The 19003-nt window shown below is 62.6% G+C and carries 17 protein-coding genes; 10 read left to right on the top strand and 7 right to left on the bottom strand.

Annotated features, from left to right (window positions below):
* The first annotated feature begins 237 nt into the window (after positions 1–237).
* Positions 238–621, top strand: a complete 384-nt coding sequence (locus ACFX4T_RS13950; RefSeq protein ID WP_216926369.1) for an STAS/SEC14 domain-containing protein — start codon at positions 238–240, stop codon at positions 619–621.
* Between the two features lie 19 nt (positions 622–640).
* Positions 641–1444 carry a class I SAM-dependent methyltransferase gene (locus ACFX4T_RS13945; RefSeq protein ID WP_377652404.1) on the top strand — a complete coding sequence of 268 codons (804 nt, stop codon included), beginning with the start codon at positions 641–643 and terminating at the stop codon, positions 1442–1444.
* Positions 1445–1521: 77 nt separating this feature from the next.
* Here ACFX4T_RS13945 and ACFX4T_RS13940 read toward each other — a convergent pair whose 3' ends face one another.
* Positions 1522–2394, bottom strand: a complete 873-nt coding sequence (locus tag ACFX4T_RS13940) for a nuclear transport factor 2 family protein (RefSeq protein ID WP_377652403.1) — start codon at positions 2392–2394, stop codon at positions 1522–1524.
* A 51-nt stretch (positions 2395–2445) separates the two neighbouring features.
* On the opposite strand from ACFX4T_RS13940, the gene ACFX4T_RS13935 reads away from it, so the two are divergent.
* A complete protein-coding gene (locus ACFX4T_RS13935) occupies positions 2446–3084 on the top strand; it encodes a TetR/AcrR family transcriptional regulator (protein ID WP_377652402.1) in 639 nt (212 codons plus the stop codon).
* A 77-nt stretch (positions 3085–3161) separates the two neighbouring features.
* Here the strand turns inward: ACFX4T_RS13935 and ACFX4T_RS13930 are convergent, their stop codons facing one another.
* The 5 genes from ACFX4T_RS13930 to ACFX4T_RS13910 all read right to left on the bottom strand — a co-directional run bounded on the left by ACFX4T_RS13930 (position 3162) and on the right by ACFX4T_RS13910 (position 11976).
* A complete protein-coding gene (locus tag ACFX4T_RS13930; protein WP_377652401.1) occupies positions 3162–3488 on the bottom strand; it encodes a hypothetical protein in 327 nt (108 codons plus the stop codon).
* Between the two features lie 2 nt (positions 3489–3490).
* On the bottom strand, positions 3491–5716 hold the full coding sequence (locus tag ACFX4T_RS13925) for a S9 family peptidase (RefSeq protein WP_377652400.1): 2226 nt from the start codon (positions 5714–5716) through the stop codon (positions 3491–3493).
* A gap of 63 nt (positions 5717–5779) precedes the next feature.
* The gene (locus ACFX4T_RS13920; protein ID WP_377652399.1) at positions 5780–6709 is read right to left on the bottom strand and encodes a GGDEF domain-containing protein; all 930 of its coding nucleotides are present in this window, start codon (positions 6707–6709) and stop codon (positions 5780–5782) included.
* Complete coding sequence (locus ACFX4T_RS13915; RefSeq protein ID WP_377652398.1) at positions 6706–10077, bottom strand: response regulator; 3372 nt, start codon at positions 10075–10077, stop codon at positions 6706–6708. The genes ACFX4T_RS13920 and ACFX4T_RS13915 overlap by 4 nt, the downstream gene beginning before the upstream one ends.
* A 249-nt stretch (positions 10078–10326) precedes the next feature.
* Positions 10327–11976 carry an alkaline phosphatase gene (locus ACFX4T_RS13910; protein ID WP_223946766.1) on the bottom strand — a complete coding sequence of 550 codons (1650 nt, stop codon included), beginning with the start codon at positions 11974–11976 and terminating at the stop codon, positions 10327–10329.
* A gap of 353 nt (positions 11977–12329) precedes the next feature.
* On the opposite strand from ACFX4T_RS13910, the gene ACFX4T_RS13905 reads away from it, so the two are divergent.
* Positions 12330–13274: a LysM domain-containing protein gene (locus ACFX4T_RS13905; RefSeq protein WP_223946765.1), complete on the top strand. Its 945-nt coding sequence runs from the start codon at positions 12330–12332 to the stop codon at positions 13272–13274.
* Between the two features lie 12 nt (positions 13275–13286).
* On the opposite strand, the gene ACFX4T_RS13900 is transcribed toward ACFX4T_RS13905, so the two are convergent.
* Complete coding sequence (locus ACFX4T_RS13900; RefSeq protein WP_223946764.1) at positions 13287–13883, bottom strand: low molecular weight phosphatase family protein; 597 nt, start codon at positions 13881–13883, stop codon at positions 13287–13289.
* A gap of 200 nt (positions 13884–14083) precedes the next feature.
* Here ACFX4T_RS13900 and paaA point away from each other — a divergent pair, with 200 nt between their 5' ends.
* The 6 genes from paaA to ACFX4T_RS13870 are packed head-to-tail and all read left to right on the top strand — an operon-like array spanning position 14084 to position 18965.
* Positions 14084–15079, top strand: coding sequence for a 1,2-phenylacetyl-CoA epoxidase subunit PaaA (paaA, locus tag ACFX4T_RS13895; protein ID WP_216926377.1), 996 nt, complete (start codon positions 14084–14086; stop codon positions 15077–15079).
* Positions 15076–15462: a 1,2-phenylacetyl-CoA epoxidase subunit PaaB gene (paaB, locus tag ACFX4T_RS13890; protein ID WP_377652397.1), complete on the top strand. Its 387-nt coding sequence runs from the start codon at positions 15076–15078 to the stop codon at positions 15460–15462. Before paaA ends, paaB begins: the two co-directional genes overlap by 4 nt.
* The gene (paaC, locus tag ACFX4T_RS13885; protein WP_377652396.1) at positions 15462–16379 is read left to right on the top strand and encodes a 1,2-phenylacetyl-CoA epoxidase subunit PaaC; all 918 of its coding nucleotides are present in this window, start codon (positions 15462–15464) and stop codon (positions 16377–16379) included. Before paaB ends, paaC begins: the two co-directional genes overlap by 1 nt.
* Positions 16380–16384: 5 nt before the next feature.
* Entirely contained in the window at positions 16385–16963 is a 579-nt protein-coding gene (gene paaD / locus ACFX4T_RS13880; RefSeq protein WP_377652395.1) for a 1,2-phenylacetyl-CoA epoxidase subunit PaaD, read from the top strand.
* A gap of 8 nt (positions 16964–16971) precedes the next feature.
* Complete coding sequence (paaE, locus tag ACFX4T_RS13875) at positions 16972–18177, top strand: 1,2-phenylacetyl-CoA epoxidase subunit PaaE (RefSeq protein ID WP_377652394.1); 1206 nt, start codon at positions 16972–16974, stop codon at positions 18175–18177.
* Positions 18178–18185: 8 nt separating this feature from the next.
* Positions 18186–18965 carry an enoyl-CoA hydratase/isomerase family protein gene (locus ACFX4T_RS13870; protein WP_377652393.1) on the top strand — a complete coding sequence of 260 codons (780 nt, stop codon included), beginning with the start codon at positions 18186–18188 and terminating at the stop codon, positions 18963–18965.
* The last annotated feature ends 38 nt before the right edge of the window (positions 18966–19003 follow it).

The raw sequence follows: 19003 nt of genomic DNA, 5'->3' as shown, positions 1-19003 counted from the left end.
AGCCCCCTCCGTTACAACGTTCGTTCACCGTAATTCCAGATTTGGCAACACACTATCAGCGCCACCGCGGGCTGCGGCCCAGTAGGGGCAATTCGTGCTCATTTACGTCGCCGCATGGGGTATTGCGTCGGGGAAGAGAGCCTTTACATTCGGAGCCGGATTCGGCAGCCTAGAGGGTGAAAGCCCAGGGGGAGGCTTCGTCCTCCTGCCGTCCGCGAGGAAACGCCAAGGAGATCAGTGAGCCAGCCAGCAGCACCGCAAGACCACCAAGAGGTGACGTTCGAGCTGGAACTCGAAGACTCAGGAATCCTCCGGCTAACGTGGCCACGCGGTTCCAGGATCCAGCAGGCGGACGCGCAACGGGCGATGGACCGGGTCAACGAGATCTGCGGTGAGGCGCGCCACCCGATGATTGTGGACATGGCCACAACGGCAGACGTCACCAGGGGCGCCCGTTCCGTGTTCGCCAAACCCTGCCAGGCCTCACGGATCGCCCTCTGGGGTTCGTCTCCCGTGGACAGGGTCATCGCCAATTTCTTCATTGGGATCATGAAACCGCCGTGCCCCACCAGATTCTTCACGTCCGAAACAGAAGCCCTGCTTTGGTTGAAAGAGCAGTAGCGCCACCTATATTTGGAGCATGCTCTCCGCGCTCCGGAAATACCTGCTTATTCCTCGCCTGATCAGGCTTTCCTCGGCCGCGCCCAAGGACCCACTCACAGCATGGGATCGCTATTGGGGCAACGTCCGGTCCACCGGGGCAACCGGGGATGTGTTGTGGGACTCCGGCAGCTCTCATGAACTTGAGGGTTACCTGCCCAAATTTGCCCGGATGGATCAGTCCCTCCCGATGGTGGACGTGGGGTGTGGCAACGGCAGCTTCTCACGCCTCCTGGCCCAGCATTTCCCCCACGCCCTTGGGCTCGATTACTCCGCGAACGCCGTAGACCGTGCACGTCAAGAGTCAGGGGACATCACGACGGCGTCATTCGCCGTGTGCGATATGACGGCACCTGACGCTGCGCGGACTGTCCTGACGGCCCTAGAAGCTGTGGGCTGGACAGGCGATGCCAACGTGTTCATCCGCGGCGTACTGCACGTCCTGGACTCCAAAGCGAGGGCGGCCCTGGCAGCAAACCTGTTGCCCGTCGTCGGATCCCGCGGCAGCGTGTTCCTGGCAGAAACCAACTTTCCCGGCACCCCCGTGGATTACGTTAGCCACCTCGGTGCCACGCGCGACTCCATTCCTGCCCCCTTAGAGTGGGCCATCAAGGGCTTGCCGATGCCGGGCCGTTTCGGCGCCGCCCAGCGAGCCAAGGCGTTCCCGACGGCGGATTGGAACCTTCTGGAGGAGGGCGCGACAAGCATCGAGACCCGGCCGCTGAGCAACCCTTCAGACCCGGAGCTCATTCCGGGATACTTCGCCTTGCTCCGGGCCCGGTAGCACCGGGCGCTTGGGCACCACGCCCGCTAACAACGCTCCCGCGCGCATCGCGCGCCACCGCAAGGAGCGGCACTTGGTCACGCGGGCTGTTGCACTGGAATAAGATCCGAGTGCCGGTGAACGATCCGCCAGGCGCCGTCCTCGCGGCGGTAGACGTGCGTCGTCCGCATCGTGTAGTCGGCCGGAACGCCATCAACAACGGCGTGGCTGTGCTCCAACCCAACGGTGTAGGCGAGGCTTCCGCTGGTACCGGCCGCGACAACCTCGAACTCGAACCCGGTGGCGCCGGCGAACCGGGTGGCCTCCTGGCGGAACTTGGGCTCGAGATCGGTCCAGCCCACTCCGGAGATGTGCGCACCGAACAGGGTGGTGGGGTCCGTGTGCGACCACAGAGCGATGCGTGCTGTTACGTCGCCCTTGTGCAGGGCAACCGTCATGTCCCGCTGCTTCGGCAGGATCTCGGCGAGGAAGGCCTTGGTCTCCTTTCCCATGGCCTGTCGCTCGCCCATCATGGGGCCAGTCCGGCCAGAGGACAACGGAACGCTGGCCTCTTCAGCCGGAAAATCCGCGTGACGATGCACAATCCGCCAAGTGCCGTCTTCACGACGATAGACGTGGGTCACCCGCAAGTTGTATTTCCTCGGTGTGCCATCGACAGTGGTGGTGGTGTGCTCGTAGCCGACCGTGTAGGCGAGGTCCGCGCTAGCACCGGCTGCGATGATCTCAAGATCGAACGAATCCGAGTGCGAGAACCACGAGGCGACGTTGTGGAACATGGGCTCAAGCTCTGCCCGGCCGCTGCCGCTGAGGCTCGCACCGAAGAGCGTCAGCGGATCGTTCTGTGACCACAGCGCGAGGCGTGGACCGGCGTCGCCATCGTGGATTGCGCCGTCCGCGGCTCGCTGCTTCGGAACCATTTCGGCGAGGAAAACATCGGTCTCAGTAGACATGACCAACTCCATTACAGTGAGACTGTTTTGAATACTGTTAGAATGCATCCAATGGGCGCAAAAATCAAGAGGCCGTACGATTCCACCCGCCGCCAGCAGCAGGCTGCGGAGACTCGGCGAAGCATCATCACGGCGGCGAACGAGCTGTTTATCTCGCAGGGATACGGGCAGACCACTATGAAGCAGGTGGCTGAACGGGCGGGCGTCGCCGTCGAAACCGTCTATGCGGCGTTTCGCACTAAAGCTGCGCTGCTCAGGCACGTTTGGTACGTCGATTTCCGCGGCGACGAGGCCGACGTGACCCTATACGACAGGGCGGAGATGCAAGCCATCCTGACCGAGCCGGACCTGCCCGCCAGGATCCGACGCCACGCCGCATTCGTGGCAGCGAGCAATCGGCGGATTGCCCCACTCCTTGAGGCCCTCACGGGAGCAGCGGCGAGCGAGCCCGACGCCGTCGCAATGCTCACCGAATGGGCCGACCGCCGCTTGGATGTGGCGACGCGTTACGCACACGCTGCGGCCGCCACCGGGCAGCTTGGCGTTGCGGAAGAGGAATGCCGCGACGTCCTGTTCGCGACCATGGACGGCACGCTCTGGAGCCGGTTCGTAGGGCAGCGCGGCTGGACCGATGAACGGTTCGCGGACTGGCTTGCTGCGATGTGGATCAGCATGCTCGTCCGGGAGTAGCAACTAATCCCTCAGGTGTTCTACTTCGTGGCGTTCGGAGCGGCGCAGTGGGCGAGGGACTGCTTCCTTCCCCGGCGTCACTCGCTGGCTCGGGGATCGTCGACGGCTTCGGACTCGTCCAGCCAGTCAAGCTGGTCATCGGGCGTGTATCCGGAAGCGACAGCCTCAGCCGTTGACCTCCACTCAGCCAGAACGACGAACAACCTTTCAAAGCTCGAAATAGCAGCACAGGCGCGAGCTACTTCCACAATTTCAGTTGCAAATTGCTCTCGCTGGCTATGCGGCAGGAAACCCAGCCAAGGGAACGGAACGAGGAGCCTTTCAGCGAAACTCAAAGCGCCAGGGGCAAGGGATGCGGCAACGAGGCTCGCTGCCAAGCGCAGCGCCTCATGTTCCCGTTCCACTGCTACTTGAGCCCCGCCCCAGAAAGAAGTTCCGTGGCGCCCAGGGAGTCGGCAACGAACGCGTAGTCCCAAGCCCGCTCCCGCCACTGAACGTACCGGCCAGATGCTCCGCCGTGGCCGCCGTCCATCTCAATCTTCATGACGATCGGTTCCGAGCCAGTGGATGCCGAGCGCAGTGCCTGCACCCACTTGGCCGGTTCCACGTACAGCACGCGGGTGTCGTTGAAGGACGTCACCGCGGCGATCTTGGGGTAGGGCACGCTCCGCACGTTCTCGTACGGTGCATAGGACTTCATGTAGGCATAGGCTTCGGGATCGGTAATCGGGTTGCCCCACTCCTCCCATTCCAAGGCGGACAGGGGAAGCTCTGGATCCAGGATGCTGGTCAGTGGGTCCACGAAGGGAACCTGGGCCACCACTGCCGCATACTTTTCCGGAGCCATGTTGGCAATGGCACCCATGAGCAGGCCGCCAGCAGAACCACCCATGGCAGCAATCCGGGAAGGATCCACCCAGACCGAGCCAGCAAGCCAGTCGGTGGCCGCGATGAAGTCGGTGAAGGTGTTCTTCTTGGTGAGCTTCTTCCCATCCTCGTACCAATGGCGACCCAGCTCCCCGCCACCCCGAATGTGCGCAATGACCATGACGATGCCGCGGTCCAGCAGCGACAACCGCGCAACCCCGAAGCTCGGGTCCATGCTCAACTCGTACGAGCCATAGCCGTACACCAAGCCAGCGGCCGTGCCGTCCTGCTGTACCGAAGCGTGGCGCAGCACCGACAGCGGAATCCTGGTGCCGTCGTCGGCGGTTGCCCACTCACGGGCCGCCACATAATCTTGCGCGGAGTAGCCGCCCAGGACCGGGCTTTCCTTGCGCAGCAACAGCTGGCCTGCGGGCTGCCCGGCGGTGGGCAGAACGAAGTCGTAGACGCGGGACGGTGTGAAGTAGGAGGTGTAGCCCATGCGAATCACGGGGGCTTCGTAGTCGGAACTAGAAACGCCGGCGGTGTAGAGCTCTTCGTCGAAGGCCGGCTCCACCGGCGCCTGCTGCTCCGGCGTGCCCAGGCCCGCGAGCGGCAGCACTTGAACACGCTCGATGGTGTCCTTCCGGATGGACAGCACCAGGTGCGTGGAAGTGACACCTGCGCCATTGACCCTCACGTCGTCGGAATGCTCGACGACGGTCCGCCACTGCTGCTCTGCCAGCGGCTTTGTGAGCTCGGACGGGTCGACCAGGCTCACCATTGAATTGATGGCGTCCTTGTTGTGGGTCAGGAGCAGGGTTTCCTGGCCATCCAGGAGGAAAGGCTCGGCCTCGTAAAGAATGTGCTCCTCGCGAGGAATGACTGTGCTGAGACCGGCGGCGTAATCGTCAAAGCGGAGCAGCCGGGTCTCGCTGAACTCCGAGCAGCCGATGCTGAGCACAAGGTGCCGGCGGTCCGAGGCGAGATCGAAGCCCAGCCACATGGCGACGTCGTCCTCCTGGTAAAGAACCTCATCCTCGGCAACCGGCGTGCCTAATACGTGGGCCTTGACCTGGTAAGGGCGCCAGGAATCGTCCACCACGGTGTAGAAGAGGCGGGTGCCGTCCGGGGAGAACGCCACGCCATAGAAGATGTTCTCGATGACGTCCGGCAGCAGTTCGCCCGTCCGGAGGTCCTTGATGCGCAGGGTAAAGCGTTCGTCGCCGGAGTTATCGACCGCGTATGCGTAGAGGTTGCCGTCGATGGTCACGGCAGCGCCACCGACGCTGAAGAACGGCTGGCCCTCGGCTTCCACGTTTCCGTCCAGAAGCACCTGCTCACCCGGGATCTCCACGCCCGGCTCAACGGAAGGCGGAGTCCAGTCGGCTACGGGGTCACCCGTATTCTGTGCCACCACGCGGCAGTGGATGCTGTATTCCTTGCCCTCCACCGAACGGCTGTAATACCACCAGCCATCCTTGCGGTTGGGTACTGACAGGTCGGTTTCCTGGGTGCGGCCCTTGATCTCCTGGAAGATTGCTTCACGGAGCGGTTCCTGGTGAGCCGTCACAGCTTCCTGGTAGGCGTTCTCTGCCTTGAGGTGATCCACTACCTCTGCGGATTCCTTGTCCCGGAGCCACTCGTAGTTGTCCACGAAGACATCGCCGTGGTGTTCGCGGCGGCTGGGGACATGTTTGGCAACAGGCGGCCGGGGTGCTGAACCGTTGGCAGGGGCAGCGGCAGGCGCGGAGGAAGTGTGGCTCATATGGCAACTCTATAGACGGGCTCTGACACGGAACCAGCGATTTCGCTCAGAGCGCCCAGACGCTCAGTCCACGCCCTGCGAAAGCGTGCTGGCCAGCGTCACACGGTTCCGGCCTGAAGCCTTTGCCGCGTACAGGGCCAGGTCCGCTTCGCGCAGCAACTGCTCCGTCCCCGCGCGGTGCCCCTCAGCAAAAGCCGAGACGCCCGCGCTGATCGTGAGTATCCCATCGGGGTCGCCCGAGTGCTCGATCTGCAGCGCATGCACAGCTGCCCGGACCCGTTCCATGACAACTTCGGCCCCGGCAGCTGTTTGCTCCCGAAGGACCAGGAGGAACTCCTCGCCACCGAACCTGTACACGCCGTCGGACTGACGGACCTCACCGGCAAGGGTCGAGGCGATGGCCACCAAGGCGGCGTCTCCCGCCTGATGGCCGTAAATGTCGTTGTACCTCTTGAAGTTGTCCACATCCACCATCGCCAGACAGTAATCCCGCGAGTAGCGGTCACTCCTGCTGTGCAGCTGGCCCAGATCTTCCGTCAGCTTAAGCCTGTTGTGCAGCTTGGTCAGGGGATCTGTGCGAGCCTGTTTGGTCAGCGCTGTCCGGTACTTTGCGAGGTCAGCGTGCAGCGAAGTGATGCGTTGCGCGGCAAGCAATCGGATGTGCAGGTTGAAGGGGTCCAACGGTTTAGTGACGTAATCGTCCGCGCCGGCCTCCATGCCCGCCAGGACGTCCTTTCGCGAACCGTGGGAGGTCACCAGGATGACGTACGTATAGGTGTCCTGCTCGCGCTCGCGGATGGCCCGGCAAAGATCCAAGCCGTTCAGGCCCGGCATCATCAGGTCCGTCACCACCGCTGCGGGGGCATGTTCCTGGTATAGATCCCAGGCCGAATCGCCATCCACTGCCACGATGCAATCATGACCGGATTGCTCGACGGCGGCCTTGGTGATCATGCGTGAGATCTGGTCGTCGTCGGCGATGAGTACTTTCATGGGGCTCCCATTAATGTGCGCTCGAGTGCCCCATCCACCCGTGCGAGTTCCGAATTTAGTTGATCGAGTACCTGCGTTCCATGCGCTGCAACACCTGGGCCCGCCTCACGGCCCAGCCGTTCCAAGTCCCTGGCCAGGGCTGCGGCACCTGTAGCGCCGATATTGGCTGCGGCGCCCGCCAGCTTGTGCGCGGCCGCCTCCAGCGCGTTGGCCTGTCCGCTCTCCAGGGCCGAACGCAGCTTCTCCTGGGCGCGCTGGGCTTCCTCGCGGAACGCCCTGACGGCGTCAGGCAACAGGCCCATACCGTCCGCCGGTCCAAGGTCGCGCAGGATCTGCAGCCTGTCCTCATCGAGGACGGTTGCGTCAGGGTCAGCAGCGTCAGCGTTGCCGGGGCCGGCAGCGGCCAGAACAACAACGTTCGACGGCGGTGCTTCCGCCCGCTGCTCCTGGGGCACCCACCGAGCCAGGATGTCACGGAGCTTGTCCAGATCCACGGGCTTGCTGATGTAGTCGTCCATGCCAGCTGCGAAACAACGCTCGCGGTCCTCGTTCAGGGCCCCGGCCGTCATGGCAATGATGGGGATCCTCACGGTTTTGGAGTCACGCAATCGAATGATTTTCGTCGCCTCAAAACCGTCCATCACAGGCATGTGGCAGTCCATAAGAACGGCAGCATAGTTTCCGGTGAGTGTCGCGGCAACGGCTTGCGCGCCGTCGTCGACGATGTCTACTTCGTAGCCGAGCCTGTTCGCCATCCCGCGCGCCACCAGCTGGTTGACTTCATTGTCTTCAGCCACCAGAAGCTTGCCCAACAGGAGTTCCGGGTCCCGGGGCGGCAGCTCGGGCTGGGTTCCAAGGGGCGTTGGCTTACCCATCGTTTTTGTTGCCACGAGCCGTAGGAGCCGGTTGTAGAACTCGGAGCTCCGCACGGGCTTGGTGAGGTATTCGCGGATTCCTGCGGAGGTGAGATCGGCCTTGTCCACTTGCATGGTGGAGGTCAGGAGAATGATCCCCGGGCCGCCCGAGCCGTTGCTCTCTTCCTTGATTTGGCGGGCCAATTCCAAGCCGTCGACGTCGGGCATGCACATGTCCACCACAGCGATGTCGTAGGGGTGGCGCTCCGAAACGGCCAAACGGTACTCGTCCATTGCAGTGTGCGCATCTGCGACTGCCACGGGCTGCATTCCCCAGCTTGCAAGCTGGGTCTCCAGTACCAAACGGTTGGTGGCGTTGTCGTCCACCACGAGTACTTTGCGGCCGGCGAGGGAGGCGGGCAGGATTCCGGTGTCCGTGGCTGGTGGGGCGACGGGTAGTTCCAGGACAAACCAGAATTTGCTGCCCACTCCCACTTCGCTGTCGAGTCCGATCTCGCCGCCCATGACTTCGGTCAGGCGCCGCGAGATAGCCAGGCCGAGGCCTGTTCCGCCGTAACGGCGTGTGGTGGAAGCGTCTGCCTGGGCGAAGGATTCGAACAACCTGTGGTGGTCTTCGGCGCTAATGCCGATGCCCGTGTCACGGACTTCAAAGCGCAAGGAAGCATTGTTCGAATCCTGGCTGACCACTGAAACCTGTATTTCCACCTCGCCGGCTGGAGTGAACTTGACCGCGTTGGATGACAGGTTCAGCAGGATCTGGCGAATCCGCCCGGAATCTCCCATGAGCCGTTCCGGCACATTCGGGTGGCAGTAGGAGATCAGCTCCAGTTCCTTGCTTTGGGCTTGCTCAGCAACCAGTCCAGCTACCTCTTCCACGAGCACCCGGGGATCGAAGGCTGTAATGTCCAGGTCCACTTTCCCGGCTTCCAGCTTGGAGAAGTCCAGGATGTCGTTGATGAGCGTCAGGAGGACCTCGCCGGCGCCCTTGACTCCCTGGGCGTACTGCCGCTGGACATCGTTCAGGCGTGTGTCCATCATGAGCGACGTCAGGCCGATCACGGCATTGAGAGGGGTCCGGATCTCGTGGCTCATGGTCGCCAGGAACTCGGACTTGAGCCTACTTGATTCCAGCGCTGCTTCCCGGGCAGCCAGGAGTTCGGCCTCAGACGCTTTGCGTTCGGTGATGTCCCGGGAAATCGTGGCCACGCCCCTGATGCCTGATTCGCCCCGGACGGGGGAAAGCGTTACGGAAACCGGAATGATGGTGCCGTCTCCACGTTGGCGAAGGGTCTCAAAGTTCTGTATGGCACCACTTTCGGCCGTCGTTCTGAGAGCCTCGTGTTCGTCCTCCCGAAACTCCTCGGGGATAAAGAAGTCGCTGTTCCTGCCTATGGCCTCCGCCGCCGTGAAGCCAAAAATCCGTTCCGCCCCCGGATTCCAACTGAGGATCTCTCCCTCAGGCGTCTTGCCAATGATTGCGTCGCCCGAGGAGTTGACGATTGCGCCCAAGCCCTCCAGCTCCACCGTGCGGGCGGCCACCTTGGACTCGAGGTTCCGCGTAAGCGTCACATTCTCGACGACGATCAGCACCTGCCGCACGATCACGAAGACCAGGACAGTCAGGCCCGTGACCAGCAGGATCGGGTCTGTCATGTTGATGGCTCGGCTGCGGTTGAACAGGACTGCGCCGAAGACGGGAACGTATGGAAGGAGCTCCAGTGCGGCAGCATACGTGCGTCCGTCCTTCTTGCTGCTGCTGGTCTCGGGAGCCAGAGGGCTGAATCCGACGAGGAGGAAGGCTGCTACCCAGCCGAGAGCCAAGGGGGAGCCCGTCACACCTGTGACGCCTTCGGTGGTGAGCCGCACGTACGTGAGGTCGGTCAAAGCGAGCACCAGGAAGCCCAAGCCAAGGCACAACCAGGGAAGGCGCCTGCCCCGGGCGGCCCGCATTGTCAGGACGATGAGCAGGGAGACCATCACCACGTCCACGAACGGGTAAGCCAACGTGGTCAGGAAGGCAAGGGCGTCCTCGTTGCCCGCCTCGATCACCGGCCCCAAGACTGCGCCCCATGCGATGAAGAGAACGGCGCTGGCCACCGTTCCGACGTCCAGGATGGTCCGGATGACTGATATGCGGACACTGCCGCCCTTGGAGAGCAGGACAAGCCCGACGGCGACTGGCAGCGCATAACCGACGAACCCAATGTCGGAAGCCGATGGGAAGGGGTAGGCGTGGTCCAGCACTATGCCGTTGAAGGTCCAAAATGCTTGGCCACAGGACCAAAGAGCCAACCCAGCAACAACGAACCATCGGGCGGTTGTGTTTCCGTGGCCCCGCAAAGCCGCGCTGGTGTGTGTCATCAGCGCAGTCAGTGCGGCGGTAAGTATCGCCAAGTCGCCGGCCAGCTGAGCTGTGGGTGTCCCGATCCCGCTGCCGAGCCCTGCGGCCAAAAGGACCGCGCACACTCCGACTGCTACGAGGAAAAGCGGCATTCCCTGCCTTGACCATGAGCGCACCGGAAGAACCTCGTGCTTCACTCCTGCCACTGAACCCCTGCCTTCAAAAGTGGCCCCACCAAAAGCGAACAACGCATCTTGCCTTTGCGCTGAGGAGAGCATACGCCGAAAGCGGGCTTAAGTGACCGGCAACACACAAAGGTGACGTCCCGTGAAACCCCATCTGATTGGCAGTAGTGGTTGTTCTGAGGGCTTCGAACAACCACTACTGCGAGCTGGTTGGGCTCAGCGCTCCGGGGTGAGGGTCTTTGAGAACAGCACAGCTCCGTTGGCGTTGCGCAGGCTCGCGGTGAAGGTGCCGTCTACGGCGAGGTCCACGTGCCCGAAATATTGGTTCTCGCCATCCCTCGGGGACTCACCCGGGAAGCGCCCGGCCTTTGAGAACACGACTTCGGGTCCAAACGTTCCGTCCATGTCATTCGGACCGAACGAGCCCGCGTTGATAGGGCCAGCCACGAACTCCCAGAAGGGATCGAAATCAGTGAAGGATGCACGTTCGGGGGAGTAGTTATGGGCTGCGCAGTAGTGCACGTCCGCCGTTAGCCACACCGTGTTCTTCACGCCGTACCGTTTGAAGGCACTCAATACGCCCGCGATTTCCAGTTCGCGGCCGAGGGGAGCACCGTTGTCCCGGTTGGAGAGGCTCTCTTGGTTCACAGGCCCATCCGGAACGATGATGCCCAGCGGCAGATCGGCTGCGATCACCTTCCACGTTGCCTTGGATTGGCGTACTTCCTTGATGAGCCAGTCCACCTGTTCCTGGCCCAGGATGTTGGTGGCGTACGGCTCCTTGCCGTCTGTGTTGGGGGACTTGTAGGTCCTCATGTCCAGGCAGAAGATATCCAGCTGCGGGCCGCGCGCAATCTTCCGGTAGATGCGCGCAGGTTGGTACTGCCCGGCGTCGAACGTTCCTGGGCGCCATAGCGCCGCGGAGTCTGCGATCGGCATGTTCTCCTGCCAGGCCTGGCGCCCGCGGGCGGCCAGGACGTTCACGTTGCGTTCGGTGTAACGGGAGTCGTCCAGGATCTGGCCGGGGTACCAGTTGTTGTGTGTCTCGTGGTCATCCCACTGGGCGATCACGGGAACCTCGGCGAACATGCTGCGCATATTCACGTCCAGTGAGTTGTAACGGTGACGACCCCGGTATTCCGTGAGTGTCTCGGCGACCTTGGAGACTTCCTCGGTGACGATGTTCCCCCACACTTGGCCGTCTTTCTCCGTGACCGTGGCGGCAATGGGGCCGTCGGCGTAGATGGTGTCGCCGGAGTGGATGAAGAAATCCGGGCGCGTTGCGTGCATTGCCTGGTAGCCACGCATGCCGCCGATCTCCTCGTTGATGCCCCAGCCCTGCCCTGCAGTGTCGCCGGTCCACACGAAGGACTGGGAGGCCGACGATGGCCTGCCGCCCCCGCGCGGGTCTTCGGGGCCGCCGTTCCCGGATGAGTCCGGCGCCGTAGTGAACGTTCCCTTGACTGAGTCGCCGAGGCCGTTCTCGTCCTCGAAGTTCAGTTCCAGGGCGAAGCGGGTCCCCGCAGGAAGTCCTTTGGCGTGGATCTTGGCGGTGAAGTCGCTGGCTTCGGTAGCGAGGGGGCCTTGGATGGTGCGGCTGAATCCGTAGCGTCCACGGAGGATTTCGCCCGCGCTATCCACTGCCTGCAGCCGGGCGCTCAAGCGGCCCGGGCCCGAAGCACGTGACCAGAGGACAGCGGAATCGGTGGTGACATCCCCGGTGGCGATTCCAGTCGGGAGTGTGAGGCGGTTGCGGACCAAGGGGATAGCAGCGGGGGCAGGCGCGGCGGTACCGGTCGCCAGGCCAGCCAATGCCAAGCCGGTTAAGGATGTTTTGACGAGGGTGCGGCGTGAGAGATCAGTCATGGCTCCACTGTTAACGGCTGCCGTGAACAGAGTGTGAGCCTCAGGTGAAGGAAACGGAACGAGTACCGGTGCTCGCCTAAACAAGTGGCTTATCCCGGAAAATTGCGTACTACCTAGTGCTAATTCAGGACATCAAAGAAAAAGACGAGTATCTGCTACTCGTGCGGTGCCAATGGCCGATTCTTAGCATTAAGTTCCCTAGGGTTTCTGAAATTCTGTTCCGCCGGCTCAGCGGTGGTTCGCCCCCTCGCACGTGACGAGTGGGGCTCCCATCACACTTCTGTGCTATCGCATACGCCCCTCCCTTGGGACTTCTGCGTGCTCAGACAACAGCCACGGATCTGGGACATCTAATGAACATTTACAATGACGAGCTTCAAACTACTCTGTCAAAGAACGCGCCCCGCGGTACCTTGCTGCCGGGGTCCCGCAAAAATAAAGTCCTGCTGATCGCAATTGCCATCATTGTTGTTATAGGACTAATTCCGTTGATTTTTGGGGTTCTTTCACAGGCAAACAACCCCGCAGCCGATGCGGGCCAGAATGTGTCCAGTGAACAACTGGCGACCCCCCAGGCCTCAGACTCCAGCCCGGCCACGCCCGCTGCGAGTGAAGCAGCAGCGACACCCGCAACCGAAGCCAAGGTTCCCGCCGTCGAACCGGCCGTGGCCGCGGCGCCGGCTGCAGAACCTGCACCGGCCGCACCCGCGCCGCCAGCGGTGGATACCAACCTCTATACGGTTGTCGCCGGAGATACCGTGGGCTCCATAGCTGCCCGGTTCGGGGTGAACATGAACGAGATGTTGGCTGCCAATGGATTGAGCGGCTACTCCGTCATCGTGCCCGGCCAAGTCCTGAAGCTTACTGGACCAGCGGTTCCACTGATCGAGCCGGCACCGGCGCCCGCTGCCGCCCCAGCCCAGGCCGCCGCGCAGGCCGCTCCGGCGCAAGCCCCTGCTCCCGTAGCCGCGGGCTGGACGATCTACGTGGCTGGATCGGGAGGCCAGAGCCTGGTGGACGCATGCATAGGGCCCATCCATTACACTCCCACGGACGCCTACGCACTGTTCATCACCGAGCACGACTTCTGTGGAGGTTGGGCACGCTTCTCCGGTATCGGTGTGGGACAGACGGTGAACATCCCGGGCTACGGCACGTACACAGTGACCGGAAGGGGCCAAGTCCCCAACCCTGGAACCACCAACAATGTGGCGGCTGTCTTCGGCGGCTTCCCCGCGGTTGTCCTGCAGACGTGCATCCCCGGCACGAGCCAGATGTTGGTGATCGGACTTAATTAGTAATGCAGCCAACTAGGCCGGCGCCGTAAGGCGTGCGAAGCGGAGGATGCCTAGGATGGCCGGGGCCAACTCATCCTCCATCTGGTGGTAGACCTCTTCCGCTCGGCGGTAGGGGTCTACCACGTCGTTGTCGGCAGGATCGGCGGCGAGAGCAAGATGACGGACGGAAGCGGCACGGGCGGGAAGAGCCCGCCAGAATTCCACGATGTCGCCCTCCGGAACAACATCACCACGCGTCTCCAGGACGGCAAGCATCCTCGCAAATTCACGGATGGTGAACGTTCGCTTCAACAAGGAGGCATCGAGCTGAAGGACTTCGCCCCGGTGCCTGGACGTCATTGCCAGCACAAGGTCGGTTTCCCGGAGGATCTTCTGGTTGAGCTGCCTGGCCGCGAAGTTGTCGGGGCTGCCACGGAAGGTGCTGATCATCTTGGCCGACAGGGGTTGAATCGGCTCTCCGACCATGGCGCGTGTGCCGGCGCTGCGAACCTCGAATGATCCTGGGCTTGCGTGGTTGAGGCCCGCCTGAAGCAGCCGTTCCGCCACAGGGGAACGGCAGATGTTCCCTGTGCAGACGGTGAGGATCCTAAAGGGCTGGGGCGATTCCACGTGTGGCTCTTTTCTTGCGTTGGCTTGGGACGGCTCAGGTCCCATCCCAAGTTAACACGGGCAGCAAAGACCGCCTTGTCACAACGCCCAGCTGCACCCATGCCCTCGTCATCAGCCCTTGATGTCTCACTGAACGCTTGACTGAAAACGTCCGCTCCGCATATTCTGAACGAACGGTCGGTAATTTATTAGGAGCAACCATGGCATCGCAGAATCTGCAATCAGTGCCCGCTGAGCTGTCCCCGGAAGAGCAGGAGCGGGAGGCAGCCGGGAAAGCGTACTTTGATCGCATCATTTCGGAAGACTCGCGCATCGAACCGCGCGACTGGATGCCGGAGGCTTACCGCAAGACTTTGCTGCGTCAGATCTCGCAGCACGCGCACTCGGAAATCATCGGCATGCAGCCGGAAGCCAACTGGATCACCCGCGCTCCCAGCCTGAAGCGCAAGTCCATCCTTATGGCCAAGGTCCAGGACGAGGCAGGCCACGGCCTGTATCTCTACTCGGCAGCTGAGACCCTGGGCCAGACCCGGGACAAGATGATGGAAGACCTCATTGCCGGCAAGGCCCGGTACTCGTCGATCTTCAACTACCCGGCGATTTCCTGGGCGGACATGGGAGCCATCGGTTGGCTCGTGGATGGCGCGGCGATCTGCAACCAGGTACCGCTGTGCCGGGCCTCGTTCGGTCCTTATGGACGCGCGATGGTGCGCATCTGCAAGGAAGAGTCCTTCCACCAGCGCCAGGGTTTCGAGATCCTGCTGGAACTGTCCAACGGCACGCCTGAGCAGAAGCAGATGGCCCAGGAAGCCGTAAACCGCTGGTACGCGCCGTCGCTGATGATGTTTGGCCCGCCGGATGATGACTCACCCAACTCCAAGCAATCCATGGCCTGGAACATCAAGAGGTTCAGCAACGATGAACTGCGCAGCCGGTTCGTCGGCATGATGGTTGAGCAGGTCAAGGTCCTCGGCCTGACCCTGCCTGACAAGGACATTCGTTTCAACGAAGAAACCAAGAAGTGGGAGCACGGACCCCTGGACTGGAACGAGTTCAAGGAAGTCCTGGCCGGCCGCGGCCCCTGCAACTCGCAGCGCATCGAGCGCCGCCGTGAGGCACACGAAAACGGTGCCTGGGTTCGCGAAGCCGCCGTTGCCTACGCCCGCAAGCAAGCACAGAAGGAACACGCAGCATGAGTCCTCACGGTAACCCGGAAGAACCGGCAAGCTCGGCCAGCGAGATCAAGCGCGAGGCCCCCAAGGTCGCGGCGACTACGCCGGCGGAACAGCAGCACCACGAGGCCCCGTGGTCCTTGTGGGAGGTCTTCGTGCGTTCCAGCCGTGGCCTGTCCCACGTGCACGCCGGGTCCTTGCACGCTCCTGACGCCGCGATGGCCCTCAGGAATGCCCGCGACCTTTACACGCGTCGTAATGAAGGCGTCTCTATCTGGGTTGTCCCGGCCGAGGCTATCTCCTCCAGCGATCCCGATTCCAAGGGCTCCTTCTTCGAGTCCCCCCAGGGCAAGGACTACCGCCACGCAACGTACTACACCAAGAGCGAAGGCGTGAAGCACCTGTGATGACTGACAAAGACACTGACTTCGCCATTGAAGGCCACGGCGACATCTCCGTGGGCGTCCAGGGAGCCGGAGCTTCCGGTGACGGTTCAGCCAGCGCTACCCGCATCACGCCGGGCAATGCCCTCCGCCCGGAGGACATCGCCCTCGAAGTACGGCGTGGACAGGTCAAGCCAAGCGAGGACGTGGCGGAATTTGCCCTGAGGATCGGCGACGACGGACTGATCCTGGCGCAGCGCCTGGGCCACTGGATTTCCCGTGCTCCTGAGCTTGAGGAAGACATCGCGCTCGGCAACATCGCGCTGGACCAGTTGGGCCACGCGCGCTCGTTCCTGACCTATGCGGGTGCCGCGTGGGACAGGTCCGAGGACGATCTGGCCTATTTCCGCCGTGAGCACGAGTTCCGTTCTGCGCACCTGTTCGAGCAGCCCAACGGGGACTTCGCGGTGACCATCGCCCGCCAGTTCATCGTGAGCTACTACCAGTACGAGCTCTACACGGCCCTCACCGCATCCAAGGACGCCACCCTGGCAGCCATCTCCGCGAAGGCCGTGAAGGAAGTGGATTACCACCGCGACCACAGTGCCCAGTGGGTACTGCGCCTGGCTGGCGGCACGGACGAATCCCGCGCCCGCATCATCCAAGGCTTCAAGCTCGTATGGCCGTACGTGGACGAACTCTTCGAAGACGATGAGCTCACCACCCGCCTGGCAGAGGCCGGCGTTACTGTCCAGCCCTCAAGCCTTCGCGCTGGGTTTGACCGGCTCATCGGCCAGATCATGGCCGAAGCCGAACTGGACATCCCTGCCGTTCCGCAAGCACTGGGAGGCGGCCGTCGCGGCAAGCATTCCGAATTCCTGGGTTACATCCTTGCTGAGATGCAGGTCCTGGCCCGCGAGCACCCCGGCGCGAGCTGGTGACCATCATGGCAACCATTGGCCACGCCGAAGAAACGGCAAGGACACAAGAGCAGCGGGCCTGGGACATTGCGTCCACGGTCTGCGATCCGGAGATCCCGGTCCTCACCATCGAGGACCTCGGCATCCTCCGCGGCGTTCACGTCGTCGAGGCGACGGACGCGCAGCAGCTCACGGACAAAGCGGACGACGGCGGCACCTCACGTACCGCCGTCGAGGTCACCATCACGCCCACGTACTCGGGTTGCCCGGCCATGGACGCCATTGGCGATGACCTGCGCAAGGCATTCGAAAAGGAAGGCTACGCCAGCGTCCAGATCAACCTCGTGCTCTCCCCGGCATGGACCACCGACTGGATGACGGAGTCCGGCAAGGCCAAGCTGCAGGAATACGGGATCGCGCCTCCCACGGGCCGTGCTGCTGCCGGTGGCCACTCCGGTCCCGTTCGTTTGAACCTGGCCGTGAAATGCCCGCAGTGTTCTTCGCTGAACACCAAGGAGCTCACCCGCTTTGGTTCCACGTCCTGCAAGGCGTTGTTCGTCTGCCAGGACTGCAAGGAACCGTTCGACTACTTCAAAGTCCTCTAAGGAATTCCATGACCACCGAAACCCAGACGGCCAGCCGCCGTCGTGCGTCTTTCCATACCCTGACCGTCTCGGACGTCCGGCGCCTTACGGACGACGCAATCGAGGTGACGTTCGCTGTTCCTGCCGAGCTGGCCGGTCAGTATGACTACCTTCCTGGCCAGTACGTCGCGCTGCGCACCACACTGCCCGATGAGCAAGGCCAGCCGCACGAGGTCCGCCGCAGCTACTCGATCTGCGCAGAGCCGCGCACGTTCGCGGATGGCAGCAGCGAGATCCGGGTGGCCGTCAAGAAGGACCTTGGCGGTGTCTTCTCCACGTGGGCCAATGCCGAGCTGAAGGCCGGCGACGTCCTGGACGTCATGAGCCCGCAGGGCGCGTTTATTTCACGGCACGGCAAGGACGGCTCGTCAGTCCAGCACAACGTCATGAACTCCATGAACCACCCGGAGGAGTTGGCGGGAGAGCCTGGGAACTTCGTTGCGATCGCCGCGGGTTCAGGCATCACGCCCGTGATGGCGATTGCCCGGACGCTGCTGGCCGCCAATCCGGAGACCACGTTTGACCTGATCTACGCCAACAAGGCCGCCATGGACGTCATGTTCCTTGAGGAGCTCGCGGACCTGAAGGACAAATACCCGTCGCGCCTGGCGCTGCACCACGTTTTGTCCCGCGAGCAGCGGATCGCCCCGCTGATGACCGGCCGCATCGATTCGGAGAAGCTGCAGGCTTTGCTGAGCAGCGCCATCCATGCCGAGGACGTGGACGAATGGTTCCTCTGTGGACCGTTCGAGCTGGTCCAACTGTGCCGCGACACGCTCGCAGCCCGTGGTGTGAAGCCTGAGCACGTGCGCTTCGAGCTGTTCACTACTGGTCGTCCGGACCGCCCTGAGGGTAATGCCGGCCGTCCCGTTGTGGAGGACGAGTCGAAGGAAACCTACAAGATCACGTTCAAGCTGGATGGTTTGACCGGCGATGTCGCCAGTCCCACGCACGCCCGCGAGTCCATCCTCAACGCTGCGCTGCGTGTCCGCCCAGATGTTCCGTTCGCATGTGCAGGCGGGGTCTGCGGCACCTGCCGCGCCAAGCTTGTGACCGGTACGGTTTCCATGGATGAGAACTACGCCCTTGAGCAGGACGAGCTGGACAAGGGCTACGTCCTCACCTGCCAGTCCCACCCCACCAGCGAAGAAGTTACCGTCGACTTCGACGTCTAAGGAGTCCCATGATCGAGCTCTCCATTGCCAACGGCATTGCCGAAATTGTCCTCAATGCCCCCGAAAAGCTGAACTCGCTCAACGAGGACGCGCTTGCCGAACTGGATAAGGCGTACGACGACGCTGCTGCCGCCGCCTCGCGCGGTGAGGTGCGGGCGCTGCTGCTTCGCGGAGAGGGACGGGCCTTTTGCGCCGGCCGCGACATTGCTGGCGTTACCCCCGAAACCGACGACGCGCAGGCCTATCTCGGCGGGCTGGTGGAACCGTTGTTGAAGAAGATGGCCGCGTTCCCGGCACCTACTTTTGCTGCCGCACATGGAGCTTGCCTGGGTGTTGGTTTAGGGCTCTTGCTGGCCACTGACGTGGTGTACGTGGCGGAGAATGCCAAGTTCGGTTCGCCCTTTGCCAAGCTCGGCGCCACCTTGGATTCCGGCGGGCACTGGTACTTCACCGAGCGTCTGGGCATGCACCGGACACTGGACCTGATCTATACGGCCGATCTAATCTCTGGTTCGGAGGCTGTGGAGCGGGGAATGTTCAGCCGGGCGATGCCGGATGATTCGTTGCTTGCCATGACCCGGTCGATCGTCGAACGCGTGGCTACCGGTGCCACGGGTGCTTTCGTTGCCTCCAAGGAACTTGTGGCACACATCCGCGATCAGCGCCTGGGCCTGTGGGCATCAATGGCTGAGGAAAACACTGAGCAGGCCCGCCTCTGCAAGACCGACGACTACGCCGAGGGCTTCCGGGCTTTCCAGGAGAAGCGGGCGCCGGTTTTCAAGGGGTAATCGCGAGACCATGCCAAGGATCCCGCTCTTGTTCGCCC

The sequence above is a fragment of the Paenarthrobacter sp. YIM B13468 genome (assembly GCF_042788025.1).
GTDB classification, from domain to species: domain Bacteria; phylum Actinomycetota; class Actinomycetes; order Actinomycetales; family Micrococcaceae; genus Arthrobacter; species Arthrobacter aromaticivorans.
The sequence above is the reverse complement of the archived record's forward strand: the minus strand, read 5'-3'. Positions and strand labels throughout refer to the sequence as shown.